Source organism: Blautia sp. MSK20_18 (assembly GCF_020553125.1).
In the GTDB taxonomy this organism is placed as follows: Bacteria; Bacillota; Clostridia; order Lachnospirales; family Lachnospiraceae; genus Blautia_A; species Blautia_A fusiformis.
Map to the genome: position 1 here is coordinate 26409 of NZ_JAJCGR010000004.1, position 26168 is coordinate 52576.

Here is a 26168-nt window from a genome sequence, read left to right on the forward strand (position 1 = left end):
AAATGGAAACAAGGATTGAATTGAAACAAGGATGGAAAATTTTGCAGGATGTTCATGATACAGGGGAAAAGACCGGGCTTTATGCTGCCAGGGAAGCGGATACTTCCGTAGGTTCCCAGGTGTCTGAATGGGAGGAACTGGAGGAACTGAAACATCTGCAGCTTATCTATGCCAGACAGCCATATTTCGGGCGTGAACTGAGATATTTCAATCAGGCGCCCTGGTGGTACAAAACAGAGTTTGAAGTTCCGGATCAGAAAGTTACGGATGCTGTCCTTAAATTTACCAATGTTGATTATTATGGAAAAGTATGGATTAACGGAGAATTTCTTGGAGAGCATGAAGGATATTCCGCTCCATTTTCCTTTAATGTAAAAGATAAGCTTGTTTTTGGAGAGAAAAATTATCTCATTGTAAAGGTAAGTTCTCCATGGGATGATGAGGTGGAGCTGGATGCACAGGATTCCAGAACCCACCTGGTAAAAAGAAATATGGTAAAAGGTACCTACGAACATTCTGATACATTTATCCAGAGAGATGTAAATCCTGTAGGAATCTACGGAAAAGTGGAACTGATCCTGACAGAAGAAGGTGTTCTGGAAGATCAGACAGATCTGAAGTATGAACTGGATCCGGATGTAAGGAAAGCAGACGTATATGTGGAAACTGAAGCGCGAGGTCTGAAATCCGGGGAGACATATGATTTTAATGTAAAGATCCGGGAAAAAGAGTCCGGTCTTATAAAGGCAGAAAAAACTGTTCAGATAATGGCAGAGAAAGCAGAGACAGGTTTTAAATGTGAGCTTAAAGTGGAAGATGTCAGACTGTGGTCCACATGGGATCATGGTTATCCCTGGATGTATCAGGCAGAACTTACGTTAAGCAGGGGAAAAGACATACTGAGCAGCAGAACAACGAATTTTGCTTTTCGGGACATTCAGATTGAGCGTAATGAAAAAATAACAAGATTCTGGCTTAATAACAGGAAACTGTATATAAGAGGAACCTCTTATTTTCCGGATTGTTATATTTCTGCAATGACAAAGGAACGGTACCTGAGAGATCTTCTTAATGTAAAGGCGGCAGGTTTTAATCTGGTACGAGTACATGTCCACACAGAGCAGGAAGTTTTTTATGATCTGTGTGACGAGCTGGGAATTGCAGTTTTTCAGGATTCGGAGTACAACTGGACGCATCCTTCAACAGATGAATGGGCGCAGAGATTTGCAGATGTTTACAGAGAAAATGTGAAACTTCTGAAGCATCATCCGTCTCTGATCTGCTGGATCATTATGAATGAACCGGGATGTATTGATCCGGATGGAAATGTGAGAAGGAGATTTATGGAGGAAAATCCGGGACCTGCTTTGTACAGGGAAGTACAGAAGATGGATCCGGGCAGACCGATCATCAAGGGTTCTTTCTGCGAAGACGATCTGCTTAGCGGGGACAGCCATAATTATCTGGGTTCTTTATGCGGTGGAGAATATGCAGATATTTATGAGCAGACAGAAAAGCTGAATACAGAGTACGGATTTGATGCACCGGGCAGCAGTGAAAATCTGAAAACTGTTCCGGCGGTATATCATCGTCTGGAAAAACTGGTGGATGATATCCCGAAGATCCAGGAATATCAGTATAAGCTTCTGAAATATTATACAGAGCATTACAGGATCCAGAAATATGAACCTTGCTCAGGATATATACAGTTTATGTTTATCGATCTGTGTCCTCAGAGCTTCTACGGATTATATGACTGGTGGGGAATTCCCAAAAAGGGTCTTCAGGCTATACTGGAAAGCAACGCACCAGTGGGTGCTTTTGCAAAGCACAAAGATTATCTGGACAGTCTGTATATTGTAAATGATACAGATGGAGCTCTGGGAGAGTGTGAACTTACATGGATCATTACAGAAACATTGAACGGAGAACTGGTGGAAAAGGGAAGTGTTAAAGCAGAAGTTCCGGCAGACAGCCGTGTCATGGTAAAAACCTTTGAGAAAGAATACGGAAAAGGCAAGAAGTGGAACCTTACACTAATTCTTTCTGATAATAGCGGTAAATGTATGGCAAAGAATACCTATCAGGATATCTGTACTTTGCTTTCAAGAGTTGATGGGCATCCGGACCGTATGAGCCATGAGTTTGGAATGAGACTCTACTGGGCCTGAGATATCCGTAGCTCACAGCCACTTTCATCCTTTCCTTGTGTCGAAAATCACAACATGCTATACTTGATATAAAGAAAGATTTTCGGCGTGGAAGGAGCGAGAGTATATGCGTTTACAGAAAGTGCAGGAAGCACTGAATACCAAGAAGATCCCATTTGAGTATACGGAAGAGGATGGCTGCGGAAGCATTGATTTTATGTTCCGCGGGCTGAAGTTCCACGTATGGGAGTATGAGGACAGTGTATGGGGTGCTGAGACCAATGTGTTTGCAGCCGGAAGAAGTGAGGATGTGGAAGGTGATTACGAAGAGATCATCTCTAGGGAAATCCTGTCCTGGCCGGATATGATCACACCTAATTAAAAAGAGCAGCAGATACTATCACAGATAAAAGTTTCACAGATCAGTCGACCTGTGAAACTTTTATTTTTTTCTGGAAATCTTTTGTATAGTGAAGCTCATAGTCTTTGGTGATGAAGACAGCCTGGACACCTTTTTTTTCTGCGAAGGCAAGACCTTTTTTCAGGCCCAGTGCAAAGCAGGTGGTGCTTAAGGCATCGCCGTCCACGGAACGGTCAGAAATGATAGTGACGGAGATCAGACCGTTATCATAAGGATATCCGGTGTGTGGATCCAGGATGTGATGATAGAGTTTTCCGTCCTGCTTAAAGCAGCGTTCGTAGATTCCCGAAGAAACAACTGAACGTCCGTTGATATCCACTACAGCAGCCGTTTCATTGCGGTCAGCAAAAGGCTTCTGAACGCCAACCTTAAATGGCTCTCCGTCAGGCCGTCCTCCAATACAGAGAACATTGCCGCCCAGATTGATGATGGCACTTTTTACGCCGCTTTTTTTCAGGTATTCACTGATGCGGTCGGCAATATAGCCTTTGGCAATAGCCCCTACGTCAAAGGCAGTGTCGGGAGAAGGAAGAGTAAGCTTCTGCCCGTTAAGCTCTACGCCATCAGAGCTGCACAGTGGCAGTGCTGTCTGGATATCATTGTCTGCCGGTACCTGGGGAGCTTCTGCGGTAAAATCCCACAGAGAGGTAAGAGGCGCAATGGCAATATCAAAAGCACCTCCGGATTCCCTGGTAAAGGCAAGTCCTTCATCCAGAAGATCTGCAAGCTGGGGGGAAATCATCCAGGTTTCCTTCTGTGAATCAGGATCTGTACTTATCTTATAAGGAAAACTGCCGGATTCCTGGCCCTGGTCTTCTCTGTGGTTCAGTCTGTACAGTTCACTGTCTTCATTGGTACGGCTGAAAACAAGCTCATATCTGTCGCAGAGAGAGAGACAGTCATCAAGGAGAGATCTGTCCCTGGAATCATAGATCTTGATATCAACAACTGTGTTCAGTTTAAAATCAGAAACACTGACAGGTTCCTGCTCATCAGTGTTGGTTTGGGTTTGTTCGCATCCGGCAAAAAGAAAACAGAAACTGATCAGCAGCGTGACAGATAAAAGCCGGGTGAAGGTCCGGTATATATATGATTTTTTTAGCATGATTCCTCCATCAGAATGAAATAATATAATAAGAAAATATATGCAAAGAATTATATCACAGGACATGGTGGCAGCAAAGGGGAATATAAATGCCCGCTTTATCTGTCCCATCTTGTAATTCCGGTTCCTGTAAGCTATAATTTCTCACAGAAGATTAAAATGCTCAAAGGAGAAGGAACTTATGATAAAAGTGATCGCCAGTGATATGGACGGAACCCTTCTTGGGGATGACCATAAGATCGCACCGGAAACTCAGGTTGCCATTAAACGTGCCTGTGATGCGGGAATCCGTTTTATGGTGGCTACAGGACGTAATTTCCGTGGAGCCATGGACGCACTGAAGGATACAGATATTACCTGTGATTACATCTTAAGCAGTGGAGCAGAGGTGAGAAACCCACAGAGAGAAGTAGTGAAACGTACGCCGATCCCCATTGATCTCTGCGAGGAGGTCTATGAGGAACTTAAAGAATATCCTGTATCTGTTATATTTTTTACAGACAGGTATGATTACCGGCTTGGAACTAAGAAGGAGATCGAGGAGGGTATTATCCGCCAGATAAGACTTTTCCATATGGACAAAAATGACAGCGATGAAAAGATCCGTAACTCTGCTCAGTTCCTGCAGATTGCCGGAAATACCAGAGGAATCTCAGATATCCGTTCTCTGGAAGAATGTGAGACGCCTGTGTACAAGATCTTTATTTTTGCAGGAGATGTGGACATGCTTCAGGAGATCGGGGAGAAGCTTGGACAGAATCCTGAGCTTGCGGTGGCATCTTCCTTTATCCTGAACCAGGAGGTGACGGAAGTCAGAGCCCAGAAAGGTCCTGTGTTGAAGGAATATATAGAATCTCTTGGATATACAATGGATGAGGTAATGGTGCTTGGGGACAGCTTTAATGATTATTCCATGCTGTCTATGGATTTCGGCGCCACGGTAGCCATGGGAAATTCCGTTCCCGGGATCAAAGAGGTGGCAAAATATATAACAAAGACCAACCAGGAATTTGGAGTTGCCTGGGCGATCGATCAGGCTATTGCTGCCGGAGACGGAGAATTAAAACTTCAAAAGTAAAACTCCCCCTTTTGGAAAAACACTATATATATTATAATGTAATAAGATAAAAAATCACAGATGTGGCAGGCGTATCGGCTGCGTCGGAACAAGAGAGGAAATCACAATGGAAAATGTTTATATTATGGATCATCCGCTGATCAAACACAAAATTTCAATGCTCCGTGACAAGAACACAGGAACAAATGAGTTCCGTAAACTGGTGGAGGAGATCGGCATCCTTATGGGATACGAGGCACTTCGTGATCTTCCTACAGAGGAAGTGGAAGTGGAGACACCGATCGAGACATGCAGGACACCTATGATCGCCGGTAAGAAGCTGGCTGTTATCCCGGTACTCCGTGCAGGTCTTGGAATGGTAAACAGTATCCTGACACTGGTGCCATCTGCCAAAGTGGGACATGTAGGTCTTTACAGAGATCCTGAGACACATGAGCCGCATGAGTACTACTGCAAACTTCCGGAATCCATTGATGAGCGTATTGCAGTAATCGTTGACCCGATGCTTGCAACAGGCGGTTCCGGCGAGGCTGCTATTGATTTTGTTAAGAAACAGGGCGGAAAGAATATCAAGTTTATGTGCATCATTGCAGCACCGGAAGGACTGAAACGACTTCACGAGGCACATCCGGATGTACAGATCTACTGTGGTTCCCTTGACAGAGAGCTCAATGAGAACGCTTACATCTGCCCTGGACTTGGAGATGCAGGAGACAGGATTTTTGGTACGAAATAACACGCCTGCTGCGGAATAATCCGTGGTATCTGAAAAACTTCAAAAAAATACTTGACACACCCGGCACTGTTATGGTATTGTATCTAAGAACGCTGCCGAAGACAGTAGGTGCCGTAAGGCATAAGGATCAAAACGCCTACCGAGGTCCAAGTATTCTGAGTTAAGATTACACAAGGCCTTATTGCGAAGCAGTAAGGTCTTTTTTTTAAACAGATTGACTTATTGCGACGGCGGTATACAAAATCTATAAGGAGGTGTACCATTTCATGGCAAAAGTAGAACTGAAACAACCAATCGTAGAAGAGATCTCTAACAGCATTAAAGACGCACAGTCTGTTGTACTTGTAAACTACAGCGGTCTTACAGTTGAGCAGGATACAATTCTTCGTAAAGAGTTAAGAGAAGCTGGTGTTCAGTACAAGGTATACAAAAATACCATGATGCGTCGTGCATTCGAGGGTACAGCATTTGAGAGCCTCAGTGATCATTTACATGGCACAAATGCGATCGCTATCTCCGAGACAGACGCAACTGCTCCGGCAAGAATCCTTGCTAAATATGCAAAACAGTTCCCGGCACTGGAGCTGATCGCAGGTGTAGTTGAAGGTAACTACAATGATCAGGCCGGAATTCAGGCACTGTCCACAATTCCTTCAAGAGAGGAACTTCTTGGAAAACTGCTTGGAAGCATGCAGTCTCCGATCGCAAACTTCGCTCGTGTGCTTAATCAGATCGCAGAGCAGAATGGCGGAGCTGACGCAGCAGCTGCTGAGTAATCCCAGCAACGTGCAATTGGCGGCATAACGACCGCATGATTATTAATTAAAATTTATAAATGGAGGGAAATTAAAATGGCAAAATTAACAACAGAAGAATTTATTGCAGCAATCAAAGAATTATCTGTATTAGAGTTAAATGACCTTGTAAAAGCTTGTGAGGAAGAGTTCGGCGTTTCCGCAGCAGCAGGTGTTGTTGTAGCAGCAGCAGGTGCAGCAGGCGAGGCAGCTGAGGAGAAAGATGAGTTTGACGTAGAGCTTACAGAGGTTGGCGCTAACAAAGTTAAAGTTATCAAAGTTGTTCGTGAGGTTACAGGTCTTGGACTTAAAGAGGCTAAAGCTATCGTTGATGGTGCTCCGAAGGTTGTTAAAGAGGGCGCATCCAAAGCTGAGGCTGAGGACATCAAAACTAAACTTGAGGCTGAGGGAGCTAAGGTTACACTTAAATAATCCGATCAGATCAGAAGTTTTAAAGGCTGTTGTGACTGCCGGTTTACCGGCGGCACAGCAGCCTTTTTTAGTGAAAAAATCCATGGTAAATCTTGCTTTTTGAAGAAAAAGAAAGGATAATAAAGGAGACAGGAAAGGGTGGATGGAATATGAAACGAAAAATAATGGCCTGTATCCTTGCTGCTGCGTTGGGAATCACAGGAGTTTCTTTTCCGACGGCGGCCAAGACAGTGTCTGTCGGAAAAAATGTAAAAAATATAACTGTAAACGTGAAAAATCCTCTGGATGAACTTCGGGCTCAGGAAGCTGCAATGCAGCAGCAGGAGGAGCTTGAAGAAGAGGAAAATATGCCGGAACAGGATCTGGATCCGCTTGTGTTGGATAACGATGGCAGTGTGGTTCCTGCATCACAGGCATCCTGGACAAAAATAGAGTCAGGTGCTGTAGAAGCAGTGGATGTATCAGAGGCACCGGGGGATGAGGAAATATCGGAAAATTCAACTGAAGACACATTTTCAGATGGAAGCACAGATGGAGATTTTGACACAAATAAGAATATTTCTGACAATGCAGCAACGGAAGCTGGCAGTGAGGATATTCAGACAGCAGATGGTAGTATCAGCGGAGAATTGCCGGCAGATTTTTCCGAAGGAACGGAGAACGGTGATAACGGTTCCGAAGAACTTCAGCTTCAGCAGGAAAACGGTAATGTAGAAAACGTCGCAGAGCCGGATAATAATAAAGCTGATGAAGGCGCAGGTCAGGCACAGGCTGATTTTACAGATGATGCCAATGCTGCTGGGGATTTTTCCGCAGGAGATGCTTCAGATGGAGAACTTGGAACTTATCAGACTGTGACTCTGGAAGTTGAGGAAGGACAGGATATCACAGCACCCTTGAACACACTGTTTCTTGAACTGAAAGATCAGGCCACAGATGAAAATCCCTGCAAGATCATAATTCCACCGGGAAATTATGAACTGACAGGTACACTTTGCATGTACAGTAATATGTACTTATATGCAAGAGACGCTAATATTACAAAAACGTCTACCACCAAACATCTGATCCTCCGTCTTGGAAATACCAAAGATTCAGAAGGCGGATATGATGGATATCGCAACATTGTGATCGATGGAGGAACCTGGGACTACAATTATCAGTGTGTGGAAAATAAGGATGCACCAGGCGGATTTGTGGGATTTTGCATTGGACATGCTACGAATGTTACGATTAAAAATGCTACATTTCTTAATAATCTGAAATCTCATTTTCTGGAATTTGGCGGAGTGAAAAATGCCAAGATCACAGGCTGTACATTCAGTGGCTATTATAAGAATTATGTGGAAGGCGGACAGGAATGTATTCAGATCGACTGCTGTACAGATGAGAGCAATGTTTTTCCGCAGTACAGACCTTATGATGGAACGACCTGTGAAGATTTTGTGATCGATGGAAATGTGTTCGAAGATGTCTTTACAGGGCTGGGAACGCACAGTATGATGTCCGGAAAAACATATAAAAGGATCACAGTTACGAATAATACTTTCCATAATGTAAAAAAACGCTGTATAAGGTTTATGAATTATGAAGATTCTACAGCAGAAAATAATACCATGGTAAATGTGGGAAATGGAGTGGACATTTCTTCTGTGAGCAGCAATACACACCAGACGCCAGGCTATGATGATGGGCCGGACATGCTGAAAAACAGGAATCTTCGTGTGGCAGGAAACTACATCAGTCTTGCCAGAACTACCAGCATTGGTGGAATTGCATGGATCTGCAGTGGTATAAAAGTTTCAGGCTATAATATGAAAAAAGATGGAGCTGTGCTCCCTAAAAAGATATATCCGGTGAAAGGTGTGACTGTAGAAGATAATCAGATCAGCGGATATGGAAACGGAATCAGCATGTCTCTTACTGACACAGATACCGTAACAGATAATCAGGTAACAATGAAAAAAACTTCTTCATATTCCAATTTTGGGATTTATGCCCAGGATTCCAGAGGAAGCGTTATCAGCAGGAATACAGTGTCCGGAACTGCAAATACGGGAATTTATCTCTCCGGTTCTGTCTATGCAGCAGGATCAGAACAGAGAAATCTTGTAGAGCAGAATACTGTTTCCGGAGCAGGCGGAGATGGAATTTATCTGCAATCTGTAAATACTTCATCCACTGCACAGAAGAATACTGTTAAATCAACGGCCGGCTCGGGAATACGTGTAAATGCAGGAAAGAACAATAATGTTCTTGGTAATACCTGTTTATCCAACAAAAATCATGGCGTGAAAATTGAGTATGTGGTCGGCGGAGTCAGGGTAAAAAGCAATCGTGTGACATCAAATGCAAAAAGTGGTATTTTGCTCTGGAAATCAAAAGTATCCGAAGTATCAGGAAACCGTGCGGAGAAAAATACGGGGAATGGTGTTTATGCATATGCATCTGTAATACCGGTCATGAAAAAGAATACATTTTGCGAAAACGGAAAGGTTCAGGCGATATATGTAAAAAGCTGCAAAGGATGGACCGGCATCAACCGTCCTTCATGCAGAACTGTTACATCAAGAAGTACAGCTATAAGCGGAACTGCATCAGGCAGCCAGACAGTTATTGCATATGTGCAGCGTTCCGGAAAACAGACAAAGCTGGGTGTATCATCCGTAAACAAAAAGAAACAGTACGTTATTAAAATAAAGAAGCAAAAAAAGAATACTGCTCTGAAACTTGTCTCAAAAGATAAATACGGAAATACAGTAACAGTAAATACTGTTGTGAAGTAAGTATGTGTGATAAAAAAAGATTCTGTTCCGGATATCCATACATCGTATGTATAGAAGGAACAGAATCTTTTTTTTGAAAAATGTAAAAAAATCAAAAAAAGTGCTTGACACACTTTTTTTCTTATGTTAAAGTGGAGGATGCTATATTATGGCTAGATATGCCTGCCTAAAGGTCAGGCGGGATCATGTTGTAATAAATAATAAAAAAACAGGGGTGAAACGTCAATGGAAAAAAACAGAATTCGTTCTGTAAAAACTGGAAAAAGCATGCGTATGAGCTACCAGAGACAAAAAGAAGTCCTGGAAATGCCAAACCTGATCGAAGTTCAGAAAGATTCCTACCAGTGGTTTCTTGACGAAGGTTTAAAAGAAGTATTTGATGATATTTCTCCGATCGCAGATTACGGCGGAAAGCTCAGTCTGGAATTCATCGATTTCACATACGATGAAAAAGATGCAAAATATTCCATCGAGCAGTGTAAAGAACGTGACGTGACTTATGCCGCACCTTTGAAGGTTCGAGTAAGGCTGATCAATAAGGAAACAGAAGAGATCAACGAACACGAGATTTTCATGGGAGATTTACCGCTGATGACAGCTACGGGTACCTTTGTTATCAATGGTGCTGAGCGTGTTATTGTCAGCCAGTTAGTACGTTCCCCTGGAATCTACTACGCGATCGCTCATGATAAGCTTGGTAAGAGACTGTTTTCCAGTACTGTAATTCCGAACAGAGGTGCATGGCTGGAGTACGAGACAGATTCAAATGATGTATTTTATGTACGTGTAGACAGAACAAGAAAGGTTCCGATCACTGTTCTGATCCGTGCACTGGGCATTGGAACCAATGCTGAGATCATTGATCTGTTTGGTGAAGAGCCAAAGATCCTTGCCAGCTTTACAAAGGATACCTCCACAAACTATCAGGAAGGTCTCCTTGAGCTGTATAAGAAGATCCGTCCGGGCGAGCCGCTTGCAGTAGAGAGCGCAGAGAGCCTGATCATGGCAATGTTCTTCGATCCGAGAAGATATGACCTTGCCAAAGTCGGACGTTATAAATTTAATAAGAAGCTTCATTTCAATAAACGTATCGTAGGCCACAAGCTTTCTCAGGATGTTGTAGATACAACAACAGGTGAGATCCTTGCTGAGGCTGAGACACTTGTTACAAAAAAGCTTGCTGATACATTACAGAATTCCGCAGTTCCGTACGTATGGATCCAGGGTGAGGAGAGAGAAATCAAAGTCCTTTCCAGCCTTATGGTTGATATCCGTCACTATCTGCCGGAGCTTGAGAATCCGAAGTCCCTGGGTGTTACAGAATTAGTATACTACCCAGTGCTCGAAAAAATTCTGGAAGAAAATGACACATTTGAGGACAGATGTGATGCGATCAAACGTGATATCCACGACCTGATCCCGAAACACATCACCAAGGAAGATATCCTTGCGTCCATTAACTACAATATGCATCTGGAGTATGGCCTTGGTAACGATGATGATATCGACCACCTGGGCAACCGTCGTATCCGTGCTGTCGGTGAGCTGCTTCAGAATCAGTACCGCATCGGTCTTTCCAGACTTGAGCGTGTGGTACGTGAGAGAATGACAACACAGGACACAGAGAGTATTTCTCCGCAGTCCCTGATCAATATCAAACCTGTAACTGCAGCAGTAAAAGAGTTCTTCGGATCATCCCAGCTGTCACAGTTCATGGATCAGAACAACCCGCTTGGAGAGCTGACTCACAAGAGAAGACTTTCCGCACTGGGACCTGGCGGTCTGTCACGAGACAGAGCCGGATTCGAGGTTCGAGACGTACATTATTCCCACTATGGAAGAATGTGCCCGATCGAGACTCCTGAGGGACCGAACATCGGACTTATCAACTCCCTTGCATCCTATGCAAGGATCAATCAGTACGGCTTCGTAGAGGCTCCGTACAGAAAGATCGACAAAACAGATCCTTCCAACCCGCGTGTAACCGATGAGGTTGTATACATGACAGCGGATGAGGAAGATAATTACCATGTAGCACAGGCGAATGAGCCACTGGATGAAGAGGGACACTTCATTCATAAGAACGTTTCCGGTCGTTACCGCGAGGAGACACAGGAGTACGAGCAGCACATGTTCGATTACATGGATGTATCTCCGCGAATGGTATTCTCCGTTGCTACAGCCCTGATCCCGTTCCTGCAGAACGATGATGCGAACCGTGCGCTGATGGGATCCAACATGCAGCGTCAGGCCGTTCCGCTTCTTACAACAGAGGCTCCGGTTGTTGGTACAGGTATGGAAACCAAGACAGCTGTTGACTCCGGTGTATGCGTTGTTGCAAGAAAAGCAGGTACAGTACTTCGTTCCACATCTACAGATATCTCTATCAAGAATGATGACGGAACAAAAGATGATTATCATCTGACTAAATTCATGCGAAGCAACCAGAGCAACTGCTACAACCAGAGACCGATCGTGTTCCAGGGTGAGCATGTTGAGGCAGGACAGGTTATCGCGGATGGCCCGTCTACATCCAATGGTGAGCTTGCACTTGGTAAGAACCCGCTGATCGGATTTATGACCTGGGAGGGTTATAACTACGAGGATGCTGTTCTTCTTAGTGAGAAACTGGTACAGAATGATGTTTATACATCTGTCCATATTGAGGAATATGAGGCAGAATCCCGTGATACCAAGCTGGGACCGGAAGAGATCACACGTGACGTTCCGGGTGTCGGCGATGACGCTCTGAAGGATCTGGATGAGCGCGGTATCATCCGTATCGGTGCTGAGGTACGTGCCGGTGATATCCTTGTCGGTAAGGTTACTCCTAAGGGAGAGACTGAGCTTACTGCTGAGGAGCGTCTCCTTCGTGCTATCTTCGGTGAGAAGGCAAGAGAGGTACGTGATACTTCCCTTAAGGTACCGCACGGTGAGTATGGTATTATCGTAGATGCCAAGGTATTTACAAGAGAGAACGGCGATGAGCTGAGCCCTGGAGTAAATCAGGCAGTACGTATTTATATTGCACAGAAGAGAAAGATCTCCGTTGGTGATAAGATGGCTGGTCGTCATGGTAACAAGGGTGTCGTTTCCCGTGTACTTCCGGTTGAGGATATGCCATTCCTTCCAAACGGACGTCCTCTTGATATCGTGCTGAATCCTCTGGGTGTACCTTCCCGAATGAACATCGGACAGGTCCTGGAGATCCACTTGAGCCTTGCTGCCAAAGCACTTGGCTTCAATATTGCAACACCTGTATTCGATGGCGCAAACGAGGTTGATATCCAGGATACTCTGGAGCTTGCCAACGATTACGTTAATACGGAAGACTTTGAGGAATTCCGTGAGAAATATAAAGACATCCTTGCACCGGATGTTATGCAGTATCTCGATGAGAATAAAGCTCACAGAGCACTCTGGAAGGGCGTTCCGATCTCCAGAGACGGTAAGGTAAGACTTCGTGACGGACGTACAGGCGAGTACTTCGACAGCCCTGTAACTATCGGTCACATGCACTACCTGAAGCTGCATCATCTGGTAGATGATAAGATCCATGCACGTTCCACAGGTCCATACTCCCTGGTAACACAGCAGCCTCTGGGTGGTAAAGCTCAGTTCGGTGGACAGCGTTTCGGAGAGATGGAGGTTTGGGCACTGGAGGCATATGGTGCTTCCTACACACTGCAGGAGATCCTGACAGTGAAGTCTGATGATGTGATCGGACGTGTTAAGACCTATGAAGCGATCATCAAAGGTGACAACATTCCTGAGCCAGGTATTCCTGAGTCCTTTAAGGTACTTCTTAAAGAGCTTCAGTCTCTTGGTCTGGATGTACGTGTGCTCAGCGAGGACGGATCAGAGGTACACATTATGGAAACCTCTGATTACGGAGATACTGATCTTCGTCATGTCATCGAGGGCGATTCCAGAGGACGCAGAGATGAGGAGTCCTTCGGTAAACACGGCTACACCAAGCAGGAGTTCAGCGGAGAAGAGCTTGTCAATGTAGAAGAAGATGAGGACATGGAAGACGAAGATGATATGATCGAGTTTGAAGAGTCCTTTGATGATGAGGAATAAGAAAGGGGAAAGAATACATGGCAGAAACAACCAACGCCAATGAAACATATCAGCCAATGACTTTCGATGCCATCAAGATCGGACTGGCGTCCCCTGAGAAGATCAGAGAGTGGTCACACGGTGAGGTTTTAAAACCTGAAACGATCAACTACAGAACCTTGAAGCCTGAGAAGGATGGTCTTTTCTGTGAAAGGATTTTCGGACCGAGCAAGGACTGGGAGTGCCACTGTGGAAAGTACAAAAAAATTCGCTATAAAGGCGTTGTCTGCGACAGATGCGGTGTTGAAGTAACCAAATCTGCCGTTCGTAGAGAGCGTATGGGACACATCGAGCTTGCAGCTCCGGTGTCTCATATCTGGTACTTTAAAGGAATTCCGTCCCGTATGGGTCTGATCCTTGATATTTCTCCGAGAACACTGGAGAAAGTGCTTTACTTTGCTAACTATATCGTTCTGGATCCTGCAGATTCCGGACTTATGTACAAACAGGTACTCACCGAGCGTGAGTACCAGGAAGCACGTGAGTCTTACGGAGAAGGATTCCGTGTAGGTATGGGTGCCGAGTCCATCATGGAGCTCCTTCAGGCTATCGATCTTGAAAAGGATTCCGAAGAACTGAAGGCAGAGCTTGTGGACGCAACAGGCCAGAAGCGTGCAAGGATCATCAAACGTCTTGAGGTTGTGGAGTCCTTCCGTGAGTCCGGCAACCGTCCTGAGTGGATGATCATGACCGTTATCCCGGTTATCCCGCCGGATCTTCGTCCTATGGTACAGCTGGACGGAGGACGTTTTGCAACATCTGACCTGAATGATCTTTACAGAAGGATCATCAACAGAAACAACCGTCTGAAAAGACTTCTGGAGCTTGGTGCTCCGGATATCATTGTCCGCAACGAGAAGCGTATGCTGCAGGAGGCTGTAGATGCCCTGATCGATAACGGACGCCGTGGACGTCCTGTAACAGGCCCTGGAAACAGAGCTCTGAAATCCCTTTCCGATATGCTGAAGGGTAAATCCGGACGTTTCCGTCAGAACCTTCTCGGTAAACGAGTTGACTATTCCGGACGTTCTGTAATCGTCGTAGGACCTGAACTGAAGATCTATCAGTGTGGTCTTCCGAAGGAGATGGCTATCGAGCTGTTCAAACCTTTCGTTATGAAAGAGCTTGTTGCCAACGGAACTTCCCACAACATCAAAAATGCCAAGAAAATGGTAGAGAAGCTTGAGCCGGCAGTATGGGATGTCCTTGAGGACGTCATTAAGGAGCATCCGGTTATGCTGAACCGTGCACCTACACTGCATCGTCTGGGTATCCAGGCATTCGAGCCGATCCTTGTAGAAGGTAAGGCGATCAAGCTTCATCCGCTTGTTTGTACCGCGTTCAACGCTGACTTCGATGGTGACCAGATGGCTGTACATCTTCCGCTTTCCCAGGAAGCACAGGCAGAGTGCCGTTTCCTTCTGTTATCACCGAACAACCTTCTGAAACCGTCAGATGGTGGTCCTGTAGCCGTTCCTTCACAGGATATGGTCCTTGGTATCTACTACCTGACACAGGAAAGACCTGGAAACAAGGGTGAGGGCAAGTTCTTTAAGAGTGTCAACGAGGCAATTCTTGCATATGAGAACAAGGTCATCACACTCCAGACAAAGATCATTGTCCATTGTCATAAGACAATGCCGGACGGAACTGTTTTAAGCGGCAATGTTCAGTCCACACTGGGACGTTTCCTGTTCAACGAGATCCTTCCGCAGGACCTTGGATTTGTGGACAGAAGCGTACCTGGAAACGAACTGCTTCTTGAGGTTGATTTCCTTGTAGGTAAGAAACAGCTGAAGCAGATCCTTGAAAAGGTTATCAATACTCACGGTGCAACAAAGACAGCCGAGGTACTTGACTCCGTTAAGGCTATGGGTTACAAATACTCCACACGTGCAGCCATGACCGTATCTATTTCCGATATGACCGTGCCGCCGCAGAAGCCGGAGATGATCAAGCAGGCTCAGGATACTGTTGACCGTATCACAAAGAACTACAAACGTGGTCTTATCACAGAGGAAGAGCGTTACAAGGAGGTTGTTGATACTTGGAAGAAGACCGATGATGAGCTTACAAAGGCACTTCTTACAGGTCTTGATAAGTACAACAACATCTTCATGATGGCTGACTCCGGAGCCCGTGGTTCCGATAAGCAGATCAAACAGCTTGCCGGAATGCGAGGACTGATGGCTGATACAACCGGTCATACCATCGAGCTCCCGATCAAGTCAAACTTCCGTGAAGGTCTTGACGTACTGGAGTACTTCATGTCCGCTCATGGAGCTCGTAAAGGTCTTTCTGATACCGCTCTTCGTACAGCCGATTCCGGATACCTGACAAGACGACTTGTTGACGTATCCCAGGATCTGATCGTTCGTGAGGCGGACTGCTGTGAGAACAGAGCAGAGATCTCCGGTATGGTCGTTCGTGGATTCATGGACGGAAAAGAAGAGATCGAGAGCCTTCAGGAGCGTATCACAGGACGTTTCTCCTGTGAGACAGTTAAGAATAAAGACGGAGAAATCCTTGTTAAAGCAAACCACATGATCACACCGAAGCGTGCAGCCCGTATCATGAAAGAGGGCGTAAGCAACCAGACAGGCGGACCGATCGACAAACTGAAGATCCGTACCATCCTTTCCTGTAAGTGCAAGGTTGGTGTCTGCGCAAAATGTTATGGTGCGAACATGGCTACCGGTGAGCCGGTACAGGTTGGTGAGTCTGTTGGTATCATCGCAGCACAGTCTATCGGTGAGCCAGGTACACAGCTGACCATGCGTACTTTCCATACCGGTGGTGTTGCCGGTGGAGATATCACACAGGGTCTTCCTCGTGTCGAGGAGCTTTTCGAGGCAAGAAAGCCGAAAGGTCTTGCGATCATCACAGAGATCCCAGGTGTTGCCACGATCAACGACACTAAGAAGAAACGTGAGATCATCGTAAACGATCCGGAGACAGGCGATTCCAAGACTTACCTGATCCCATACGGTTCTCGTATCAAAGTCCTTGATGGACAGGTTCTTGAGGCCGGCGATGAGCTGACAGAAGGTAGTGTAAATCCGCATGATATCCTGAGAATCAAGGGTGTGCGTGCAGTTCAGGATTACATGATCCGTGAGGTTCAGCGTGTATATCGTCTGCAGGGTGTTGAGATCAACGATAAGCATATCGAGGTTATCGTTCATCAGATGCTGAAGAAGATCCGTATCGAGGATAACGGAGATACAGAGTTCCTGCCAGGAACACTTGTTGATGTCCTTGATGTTGAGGAAGTTAACGAGAAACTTGAGGCAGAGGGCAAACAGCCGGCAGAGGGAAAACAGGTTATGCTTGGTATTACCAAAGCATCCCTTGCTACAAACTCCTTCCTGTCAGCAGCATCCTTCCAGGAAACAACAAAAGTCCTGACAGAGGCTGCTATCAAAGGTAAGATCGATCCGCTGATCGGTCTGAAAGAGAACGTTATCATCGGTAAGCTGATTCCTGCAGGTACAGGTATGAAGCGTTACAGTGAGATCAGTCTTGACACAGGAATGCCGGAGGTAAAAACAGCTTCCGAGGAGCCTGAGGATACAGAGGAAATTTCCGTAGAGGAAGAGAAGACTGAGACTGCTCCGGAGGAAGAGACCATTGCTGTTGAAGAGACAGCAGAGGAAACTGCACCGGTAGAAGAATAAGTCGATATACCTTGCTAATATAAATAAATCTCCCCCCGGAAATCCGGAGGGAGATTTCTGTTTATAAGCAGGGATTTTCTGAGAGAGGAGGGATTGCGATGGACAAGGAACTGCCAATTTCCCCGTGGCCGGAATGGAAGATCGTAAGCAAGATCGGGGAAGGCTCTTTTGGAAGAGTGTATAAAGCTCAGAGAACTGAGAAGGGACGTTCTTTTTACTCGGCAATTAAGATAATCACAATCCCCGCCAGTAAAGGGGAGCTGGACAGTGTGCGCTCAGAATCCGGTGATGAAAAATCTGTCCGCGGTTATTTTGAAAATCTGGTGGAGGAGTGCATTCAGGAAGTAAGCACCATGGAGTATTTCCGGGGAAATTCCCATATTGTATCTGTAGAAGATTACAAGGTGATGGAATATCTGGACGAGATCGGATGGGATATTTTTATCCGCATGGAATATCTCACAAGCTTCATGGAATATTATGCGGGAAAAAATCTCACAGAAAAAGAAGTGATGAAGCTGGGTATCGATCTTTGCAGATCACTGGAATACTGTGGGCAGCTTCACATCATCCACAGGGATATCAAACCTGAGAATATTTTTGTATCCAGGTTCGGGGATTTCAAGCTGGGGGACTTTGGAATCGCCAGAGAACTGGAAAAAACCATGAGTACCCTTTCCAAAAAGGGAACTTATTCCTATATGGCGCCGGAGATGTACAGGGGAGAACAGTACGACAGCAGAGTGGACATTTATGCACTTGGCCTGGTGTTATATAAACTGATGAATCATAACAGGCTTCCGTTTCTGAATCTTGAAAAACAGCTGATCACATACAGAGATAAGGAAAACGCACTCACGAGGAGGATGTCAGGCGAAACACCGCCACCACCTGTGGATGCAGGAGAGGCTTTCGGCTCCGTTATCTTAAAAGCCTGTGCTTATGATGCAAAAGAACGATATCAGACTCCTGAGAAATTTCGGGAAGCACTGGAAGAAATCCGGTATGGAGCAGCAAATAGAGAACAGGGAGTTCATGAGAAACAGAAACCAGTGGAGGAAAGACCTGTTCCGAAGTCCATGCCGAAGTTTCTCCAGGAGGGTGCAGCCAGACAGCTGGCAAGAACGAGTCAGCTGAATACGGATGCGATCCGTCAGGCACGTAAAAATCCTGTGCCGGTATCCATACAGCCGGAGAAACCGACAGCCGGAGAAATAGCAAAAAATGCAGCCCGGAATACGCCAAAGGCTCAGAGCACAATACAGAAGCCTCAGAAATCTGCATCCGGAAAAACAGCATCCGAAAAGGATAGTCTGTCCGGTTATCCGTCAGGACGTTCCCGTCAGTCAGATCCCGGTATAAGAAAAACCGGAGCTGTAAAGCCCAGAGTTACCTCTATCACAGATCTGGAAGACGACCGTGACCAGAATCTCCAGGAGTGGGAAGGATCCGTGCCAGAGAATAATGGAAATGACGATGACAGAAGGAAACGGAAAGGTATTTTCAGAATGCTTATAACAGCCGGGATCCTTGTTGTGTTGATCGGCGGGATCCTTGCGGTACGAACGATACGGAAACCTGCGGATAACGGGGAACCTTCGTATACAGATTCCGATGATTCTGATGCTCTGAACAAAGGAAATTTCGGTACTGCAGACAATTCGGATAAAAGTTTCGCACAGGCAATGGAAACGATACGTGACCATGCGACAACCATAGAAAATGCTCTGGATAGCTATAGACGTGAAGGTACAGAGGGGGATCGTCTGCGCTTTTATAATGGATCAGGAGAGATCGCCAAAGTACTTGTATATCCCGGCAGTTCCGCAGATGGCGTTTATGAGGAATATTTTTACTGGGGCGAGCAGATGTTTTATACTTATGTATGGGACGGAGATGAGAAGCAGTATTTTTATTATCAGGACGGCCTTCTGATCCGATGGATCGATGCAGATGGTAAGGTTCATGATAAAGAGAGCGATAACGACAAATATGTAGAACTGGGAGACAAATACTGGAGTAATTCTGTAGTGGAGCTTCAGCAGTAATGTCGAAGGGTTTTTACGAAAGGAAAAAGAATGGCCTATCAGATTGATTATGCGTATACATGTCACACCGGAAAGGTGCGGACAAATAATGAGGATAATTTCTGGTGCTGCGGAGTGCGCCTGCCGGTGCACAACCAGGGGGTTGACGGAATCCTGGCAGGTCATACACAGCACTGGCAGCTTCCAATGCTGGCTGTTTTTGACGGCATGGGCGGAGAAAGCTACGGTGAAATGGCAGCTTCTGCAGCTGTGGAAGCGCTGGGAGGCTTCTATGAAGAAAACAAAAAGACCCTGAAAAAAGAGCCTGTGGTTTTTCTGACAGGAGCCTGCGAAAATATGAATGAGGCAGTATGTCGCTACAGCAATGAAAACTGTATCAGAAGCATGGGAACAACCATGGCACTTTTGTCTTTCAGCGAAAAGGCGATCTATGCCTGCAACCTTGGGGATAGCCGTATCTACCGTCATTTTCAGGGGAAGTTCCAGCAGATTTCCACGGATCATGTGATTGGCGGAAAAATGCTGGGAAAAGCTCCGCTGACGCAGTATCTGGGCTTCCAGGAAGAAAACATGGCACTGGAGCCTTCTATCGTGGAGATCGGTTATCAGCCGGGAAGCTCGTATCTGATCTGTTCAGATGGAGTGACAGACATGCTTTCTGATGAGGAGCTTCAGAAGATCCTTGACGGGACAGAAACCGCAGAAGAAAAAGTAGGTAAGATCCTGGAACAGGCATTGGAAAGAGGCGGCAGAGATAATGTGACACTGGTCCTTGCACAGATCAGCGGCTATGAAGAAAAAAATATTCTCAAACGCTGGGCAGAGCGCCACAGTACCGGACGGTAATAAACCCGGGGAGTAAGAAAAGGGATAAGGAGAAAATTTGCGATGAGAAATCGAATGCAGGATCTTGATTTTGAACAGACAGTTGCCTTCGATTCAGTGAAGGACTTTGAATTTACAAGAAAGGCGGCACAGAAGTTCCGCCAGGTTGTCAGTCTGGATTCTTTTGAGGATGAGGATGCAGATGTTATTTTTCATTATCTTTACAAGGAGATGGAACTGGTTTCCTTTGGTGACTATCTGAAACGATATGTGTATGAGCGTGCAGAGCTTGAGGAGCCTTTTTCCCAGGTGCCGCAGGAAGTCTACAGGGAGATCGTTGTGGAATCCTTCAAGGAAACCTACACACCGAAATCCATGTCACCTACATCAGCCAAGTTGAGTTCTCTGGTGAATAACTGGCTGACTCAGGCATCTGTGAAGCGTGAAACGGTTTTTCTGCTGGGGTTCGGACTTCGGATGAGTACAGAGGATGTTTCAGATTTTCTGACCCGGGTGCTTCGTGAGCAGGATTTTGATTTTTATAATCCGGAAGAAGTGATCTACTGGTATTGTTACCGGAATCATCTTGGCTATTATAAAGCGGAGGAATATAAAGAAACCTACAAACAGATGACTCCGGTGGAAAAAAAGACCGGAGAGATCGTGTATGGCACAGGGCTTTGTCTGGACAGTGAAGAAAAGCTTCTGGAATATCTGGCTTTTCTGAAAGGAAGACATGATGATCCGAAATCAGAGAAGAGCCAGGCTTTTCAGGAATTTATGATCCTTCTGGAGCGGGCAAGGAAGATCATTGCAGCCATGTATCAGGAAGATGAGGAAGAAAACGGTGGCAAAAAGATCTGGAAGCCTGAGAATATCAGTGCTTCGGATCTGGAAAAGGTTATCTGCAGCGGGATCCCCATTAATAAAATGGGAAATCTCAAAAAGATGTCCGCATCCATTCTGGCAAAGCATTTCAGCCAGAAGCGCTTCAGCCGCCAGAGGATCAACAATATCCTGAACCATAAATTTCCGGTGGAGCGGTTCGATCTGATCACGCTGGAGTTTTTTGTGATCTCTCAGGAGATGGCAGAGGATGATCCGTATACGAGATATCGCCATTTCCTGGAGGAGATCCAGGAGATCCTGGCCCGCTGCGAAATGAGTGAGATCTACATAGTGAATCCATATGAGTGCTTTCTTCTGATGTGCCTGCTGACAGACTGTCCGCTGGCAGTATTTTCCGAGATTTGGGAAAAATCCTATGAAGAGGGAGAAGAAAAGAACTGAAAAAAGGATGATGCGTTTCGGTGACGCATCATCCTTTTTTTGTTCGATCCGGTAAGTCTGTTATTTTGTTATTCGTTATAGTATCCATAGATCGCACGGCTGTCCTGTGCGATGGTGTTCTGTGCAGCAGAGGTATCGTTAAGATCCTGTGACATAAAACAGACTACCAGGTCGATCCCCTTTGCGGTGTCATAGATGATGCCGGCATCGTTTTCTACGTGATCTAGTTCACCGGTTTTGTTGGCAACCTTTACCTCGGAAGGCATCTGAGCCGGGATCTTGTTTTTCCTGGTCTGCATTTTCAGAAGACGATACATATATTCGGCTCCTGCCAGAGTATCGTTGTTATCGGTAGCAGTACCCTTGTCGATCTGATAGATGGTCTTCAGAAATTTTCCACAATCCTTTGCGGAAGTGTAGTTATCCCCATTGGAATTATCTGCAAGAAGAAGACGTCCCATGGAAGTGCTGGTGTATCCGTGATCCTGACAGAATTTATTCACACGGGCCATTCCGGCTGCGTCATCCCCGCCGCCAAGATAATTGACAAGTGTATTGGCAGCATCATTGTCGCTGACTGTGATCATGGAGTTCAGTGCATTATCCAGCTGATCCTTGCTGTATTTGGAGGAAAGACTGTCATAATCCTCATATACAGCACCCATGATATAGAGCTTGATCAGGCTGGCAGCCTGCATCTGCTGATCGTTGATGGTACCTTCGGTATTTTTTGCAAGATTGCATACATATACGGACCAGGTTCCGTTATCGGTGGGAAGAAGAGACTGTACCTGATTCAGAAGGTTGTCCATGCTGGAATCCGAATTGTCTGTGAAAGTGCTTCCGCTGGATGGAGAAAGAGTTCCTTCTTCCTGAGTGGAAGAAGAACTGTCCTTGCTGCCAGAAGATTCGGAAGAATCGGAGGCTGCAGATGTATCTGTGGATTCTTCCTGTGCGGAAGGACCCTGGACCTCAGTTGAAGATGCTGCGGCAGCAGCGCTGGAAACGGTAGGATCATCAGGATAAAGAGCATCCAGCTGATCGGCTTTGCTGCTGAGCTCAGCGGCAGAATCAGAAACCTCCTGCACACTTTTCTGCAGCTTGTTAACTTTTGTCTGGAGAGATGCAAGCTTGTCCAGGGAGCGGACATTCAGTGCCCCAAGTCCTGCCAGTGCGATGACAAGCACTGCGATCACAATATATAGAAATGTATTTTTTTTCATATATAAACAAACTCCTTTTTATTATTGGAAATAAGCATCGATTCCATTGGCGATCCCCTCTGCCATAGTCTGCTGGAAGGAGGAATCCGCCATTTTCAGATCATCGCTCTGGTTGGTCATAAATCCCATTTCCACAATCGTCACCGGGATCGTGCTCCAGTTAATACCTGTCATGGAATCTGTGTAGATGATCCCGCGGTTCTGGAAGCCGGTAGCTGCGCAGTAGGAATCCACAATGCATTTGGATAGTTTGTTGGAACTGTCATAGAGACTGGAAACATAAGGATTCTGCTGGGACGGACACATGGTCAGAGCACCGGAGACATCTGCAGAATCATCCCCGTTTGCATGGATACGGACACAGATCTCCGCACCCTGGGAAGCGACCAGCTCTGCACGCTCCTTGTTGCTGATAGCGGTATCATTGTCTGTCCTTGTCATTATTACCTGGTATCCACGCTGTTCCAGGATATCCTTAAGCAGAAGAGAAACGTCCAGATTCAGCTGATACTCCGGGAGACCGCTGAAGGAGCCTCTGGTTCCGGTGGAAGCCTTGGCCTTCATGGTGGAGGAACCGGGGCCGTTCGGCTCTGTGGCGCTCATATCAACATTTTCACTCTGATGTCCGGGATCGATCCCGACAATATGGCCGTTGTTGGAAGCAGAAGAGGTATCATTACCGCCATCGGTGAATCCCTCACCACCGGCTTCACTGAAAACAGAGGGTTTGGTCGTTTTCTGACTGTTTTCGGCTTCCGGTGCCCGTTCATGTTCAACGGTGTTGTTTTTGACAGCTTTTTCTGTCTGTGCCCGCTGCTGCAGGTATTTGTTGGCTGCCTGTTTCTTTTCGATCTTGGCTGTATAAAGTTCGATATCCTCTTTCATGGATTTCTGCTTTTTCTGGACCGGTTTGATCACAGAGGTCATTTTCTGGTCAACGGCATCGATCTTCCGGTAGGTTTTATAGCTGAGTCCAAAAAGTAATCCAATACAGATAAGACCCGTTAAAAACAGGACGATCGCCATCAGACGGGGCTTTTTTTCCATAAGCTCAAGTCCTTTCTGGGTGAGTATTTTGTATTTGTAAATATTATAAAGAAGGAGTCTGGAAAAAGCAATTGCGAAATTGTGCTTGACAACAGGAAAAAGTGTGGTACTATATATGTAAAATAATTATATATAAAAATTTTATATATAAAATAATTATATAAAGAGGTGTGCCTATGTATTATTATCCGGTGTCTGCAGTGCTGACGGAATGCCTGATCCTTTCTGTTGTAGAGCAGCAGGATTCTTACGGATATGAGATCAGCCAGACAGTGAAGATGGTAGCTTCTATCAAGGAATCCACATTGTATCCGATCCTTCGCAGACTGGAGACGGATGGTTATCTGACAACTTATTCAGAGGAATTTCAGGGACGGAAACGTAAATATTATTCCATCACAGAAGACGGACGGAAGCAGCTGGAATATTTGAGGAAAGAGTGGAGAGAATACCGCGATACTATAGACGATATTGTGGAAGGGAGACTTCGAAAATGACAAGAAAAGAGTATATGGAGCAGCTGAAGAAATATCTGAAGCGGCTTCCAAAAGAAGATTATGACAATGCCATTGAGTATTTTTCGGAATACTTCGATGAGGCTGGACCTGAGAATGAACAGCAGGTTATGGAAGAACTGGGACAACCTAAAGAGGCGGCAAGGGAACTGCTTCTGAACCTTTTACAGGAGAGTGTTGGTGACAGTAAAGACATCACCGAGGAAAAAACAGCAGCTTTGCCGGCAGCAGGTTCATATTACGGAGATAGCTCCCATGCACATAGCCGGACAGATTCAGGAAACCTGAGTACAACAGGGTACAGTACATCCGCAGGAAAGAAGCGTTCCCCCGGAAAGATCATTCTTCTCGCATTTCTGGTGATCTGTGCATCGCCGGTGAGCATTGCACTGCTGTTTGCAGGCCTTGCAGTACTGGCAGCAGTGGTGCTTGTCATCGCAGCAGTGATCTTTTCCATGGCAGTTACAGGTGTATCAGCAATTGCCGGAGGTATCGTGCTCACAGGTTTCGGCATGACATTGATCGCAAGATCTCTGGCAGCAGCCTGCATGATGGTCGGCAGTGGATTTCTGATGGCAGGTGCGGGAATCCTCGTTGGAGTACTTACCATATATATATGTAAATGGTGTGCAATGGGAATCGGCCGTCTGGTTAACAGACTTGCAAGAAAGAAGGTGCATAAAAATGAATAAGATTGCAAAAACAGTGCTGATGACAGGTACAGCACTCTGTGTAGCGGGAGTTGTTCTTTCCACAGCAGGATATTTTGCAGGGGGAAAAGATTTCACATATACTTCAGATCATATGTATGTATCCGGAGGAAATTCTTCCAGTCGTAAAAATCTTACAGTAATGAAAAAAGAACAGATTGATGATTTTACGAAGCTGAATGTGGATTTTGAGGATTTTGATCTGGATATCCGTACCTCAGATGATGACCATTATTATATGGAATATAAGCTTGAGAAAAACGGGAGGAAAAATCCTCTGACCTGGAAGGATAAGGATGGAGAGCTCACGCTTGAGGAGCCTGCAGGCGGCAGTGGAAGTTATTATATAACCTATGATCTGGGGATATTCTCTACACATGCGGATCTGACAGAAAAGAAAGATGCATTGAATACGGTGGTTCTTTATATTCCGGAGAAGGCACAGCTTTCCGAAGCGGAGCTTCAGCTTTCCGACGGGGATCTTGCTGCCGATCAGCTTTTGTGTAAAGAAATGACCTTGGAACTTCTCAGTGGAGATCTGATGCTGGATAAGGGCGAGTTCGAAAAGTTTGATGCAAAGCTTTCCGACGGGGATCTGAATGTAAAAGAACTTCAATGTACAGATAACATGCAGCTGAAATCCGGAAACGGAGATGTGACCATAAAAAAGGCAGAGCTTGCAGATGGGCAGATAGCTCTCAGCGACGGAGATATTCAGATAGACAACAGCAGCTTTAACGGAGATATGAAGATCAATAGCTCTTGCGGTGATGTTTCTGTAGAAATGAAGAACGGCAGTGCAGAGAAAACCAATATTTATCTGAAAGCTACAGACGGAGATGTGGACACGGAGGGGCTTTCCAGGGGAAAAACCGACAATGAGGAAGACACCTCTGTTTATGAGAACAAGGCCGGTGCTTCAGCACCGACTTTAAATGTGGAATGCAGCGATGGGGATATTACATTAACAGAATCTGAAAAATAAAGAATATGAATATCCGCCTGACTATGCATCTGCTTGTAAAAATCCTAAAAAAGAATAAATGAAATTATATGAAGCGCAGGAGTTTTTCCGGAGAAAAATTCCTGCGTTTTTTGGCTGAAATGTATTGACAAATCCCTGTACTATGATATAATTCAATCAAATCACAGAAAACATATATAGTTACTAGGAAATAAGGAAATGGACATAAAGGAAATAAGGAGGAT

18 protein-coding genes and 1 other annotated feature are annotated in these 26168 nt (G+C 45.5%); of the genes, 15 read left to right on the forward strand and 3 right to left on the reverse strand.

The window, feature by feature from the left end; translation table 11 throughout:
• The first annotated feature begins 2 nt into the window (after positions 1-2).
• Both LI091_RS03625 and LI091_RS03630 read left to right on the forward strand, forming a co-directional pair.
• Positions 3-2171 (forward strand): glycoside hydrolase family 2 protein, encoded by a 2169-nt coding sequence (locus LI091_RS03625; protein ID WP_015526308.1) that lies wholly within the window; start codon positions 3-5, stop codon positions 2169-2171.
• Between the two features lie 106 nt (positions 2172-2277).
• Positions 2278-2532 carry a hypothetical protein gene (locus tag LI091_RS03630; protein ID WP_059086658.1) on the forward strand — a complete coding sequence of 85 codons (255 nt, stop codon included), beginning with the start codon at positions 2278-2280 and terminating at the stop codon, positions 2530-2532.
• 40 nt (positions 2533-2572) lie between these two features.
• On the opposite strand, the gene LI091_RS03635 is transcribed toward LI091_RS03630, so the two are convergent.
• Positions 2573-3676 carry an FAD:protein FMN transferase gene (locus tag LI091_RS03635; RefSeq protein WP_173734167.1) on the reverse strand — a complete coding sequence of 368 codons (1104 nt, stop codon included), beginning with the start codon at positions 3674-3676 and terminating at the stop codon, positions 2573-2575.
• A gap of 181 nt (positions 3677-3857) precedes the next feature.
• Here LI091_RS03635 and LI091_RS03640 point away from each other — a divergent pair, with 181 nt between their 5' ends.
• The 10 genes from LI091_RS03640 (at position 3858) to LI091_RS03685 (ending at position 21464) form a co-directional block, all read left to right on the forward strand.
• Positions 3858-4754, forward strand: coding sequence for a Cof-type HAD-IIB family hydrolase (locus tag LI091_RS03640; RefSeq protein ID WP_173734166.1), 897 nt, complete (start codon positions 3858-3860; stop codon positions 4752-4754).
• 106 nt (positions 4755-4860) lie between these two features.
• Entirely contained in the window at positions 4861-5490 is a 630-nt protein-coding gene (gene upp / locus LI091_RS03645; RefSeq protein WP_059086661.1) for a uracil phosphoribosyltransferase, read from the forward strand.
• A gap of 77 nt (positions 5491-5567) precedes the next feature.
• Positions 5568-5704, forward strand: a sequence feature (ribosomal protein L10 leader region).
• Positions 5705-5756: 52 nt separating this feature from the next.
• Positions 5757-6266 carry a 50S ribosomal protein L10 gene (gene rplJ / locus LI091_RS03650; RefSeq protein ID WP_021652200.1) on the forward strand — a complete coding sequence of 170 codons (510 nt, stop codon included), beginning with the start codon at positions 5757-5759 and terminating at the stop codon, positions 6264-6266.
• Between the two features lie 75 nt (positions 6267-6341).
• Positions 6342-6716 (forward strand): 50S ribosomal protein L7/L12, encoded by a 375-nt coding sequence (rplL, locus tag LI091_RS03655; RefSeq protein ID WP_015526302.1) that lies wholly within the window; start codon positions 6342-6344, stop codon positions 6714-6716.
• Between the two features lie 149 nt (positions 6717-6865).
• Positions 6866-9502: a right-handed parallel beta-helix repeat-containing protein gene (locus LI091_RS03660; RefSeq protein WP_265190838.1), complete on the forward strand. Its 2637-nt coding sequence runs from the start codon at positions 6866-6868 to the stop codon at positions 9500-9502.
• 225 nt (positions 9503-9727) lie between these two features.
• A complete protein-coding gene (gene rpoB, locus LI091_RS03665; protein WP_265190839.1) occupies positions 9728-13585 on the forward strand; it encodes a DNA-directed RNA polymerase subunit beta in 3858 nt (1285 codons plus the stop codon).
• Positions 13586-13602: 17 nt separating this feature from the next.
• A complete protein-coding gene (gene rpoC, locus LI091_RS03670) occupies positions 13603-17301 on the forward strand; it encodes a DNA-directed RNA polymerase subunit beta' (RefSeq protein WP_118609109.1) in 3699 nt (1232 codons plus the stop codon).
• Between the two features lie 98 nt (positions 17302-17399).
• Entirely contained in the window at positions 17400-19349 is a 1950-nt protein-coding gene (locus LI091_RS03675) for a serine/threonine protein kinase (RefSeq protein ID WP_265190841.1), read from the forward strand.
• A gap of 30 nt (positions 19350-19379) precedes the next feature.
• The gene (locus tag LI091_RS03680; protein ID WP_144094189.1) at positions 19380-20195 is read left to right on the forward strand and encodes a PP2C family protein-serine/threonine phosphatase; all 816 of its coding nucleotides are present in this window, start codon (positions 19380-19382) and stop codon (positions 20193-20195) included.
• 42 nt (positions 20196-20237) lie between these two features.
• A complete protein-coding gene (locus LI091_RS03685; RefSeq protein WP_173722195.1) occupies positions 20238-21464 on the forward strand; it encodes a hypothetical protein in 1227 nt (408 codons plus the stop codon).
• A 68-nt stretch (positions 21465-21532) separates the two neighbouring features.
• On the opposite strand, the gene LI091_RS03690 is transcribed toward LI091_RS03685, so the two are convergent.
• Together LI091_RS03690 and LI091_RS03695 are read right to left on the reverse strand one after the other, a co-directional pair.
• Positions 21533-22687 (reverse strand): serine hydrolase, encoded by a 1155-nt coding sequence (locus LI091_RS03690; RefSeq protein WP_178818222.1) that lies wholly within the window; start codon positions 22685-22687, stop codon positions 21533-21535.
• 21 nt (positions 22688-22708) lie between these two features.
• Positions 22709-23734, reverse strand: coding sequence for an N-acetylmuramoyl-L-alanine amidase family protein (locus LI091_RS03695; protein WP_243113494.1), 1026 nt, complete (start codon positions 23732-23734; stop codon positions 22709-22711).
• 176 nt (positions 23735-23910) lie between these two features.
• Between LI091_RS03695 and LI091_RS03700 the strand changes: the two genes are divergently transcribed.
• From LI091_RS03700 to LI091_RS03710, 3 genes are read left to right on the forward strand one after another with little or no spacing between them, the layout of a single operon-like run.
• Positions 23911-24231, forward strand: coding sequence for a PadR family transcriptional regulator (locus LI091_RS03700; protein WP_015526294.1), 321 nt, complete (start codon positions 23911-23913; stop codon positions 24229-24231).
• On the forward strand, positions 24228-24941 hold the full coding sequence (locus LI091_RS03705; RefSeq protein ID WP_173722444.1) for a DUF1700 domain-containing protein: 714 nt from the start codon (positions 24228-24230) through the stop codon (positions 24939-24941). Before LI091_RS03700 ends, LI091_RS03705 begins: the two co-directional genes overlap by 4 nt.
• Positions 24934-25944 carry a DUF4097 domain-containing protein gene (locus LI091_RS03710; protein WP_265190842.1) on the forward strand — a complete coding sequence of 337 codons (1011 nt, stop codon included), beginning with the start codon at positions 24934-24936 and terminating at the stop codon, positions 25942-25944. The genes LI091_RS03705 and LI091_RS03710 overlap by 8 nt, the downstream gene beginning before the upstream one ends.
• Positions 25945-26168 lie beyond the last annotated feature (224 nt).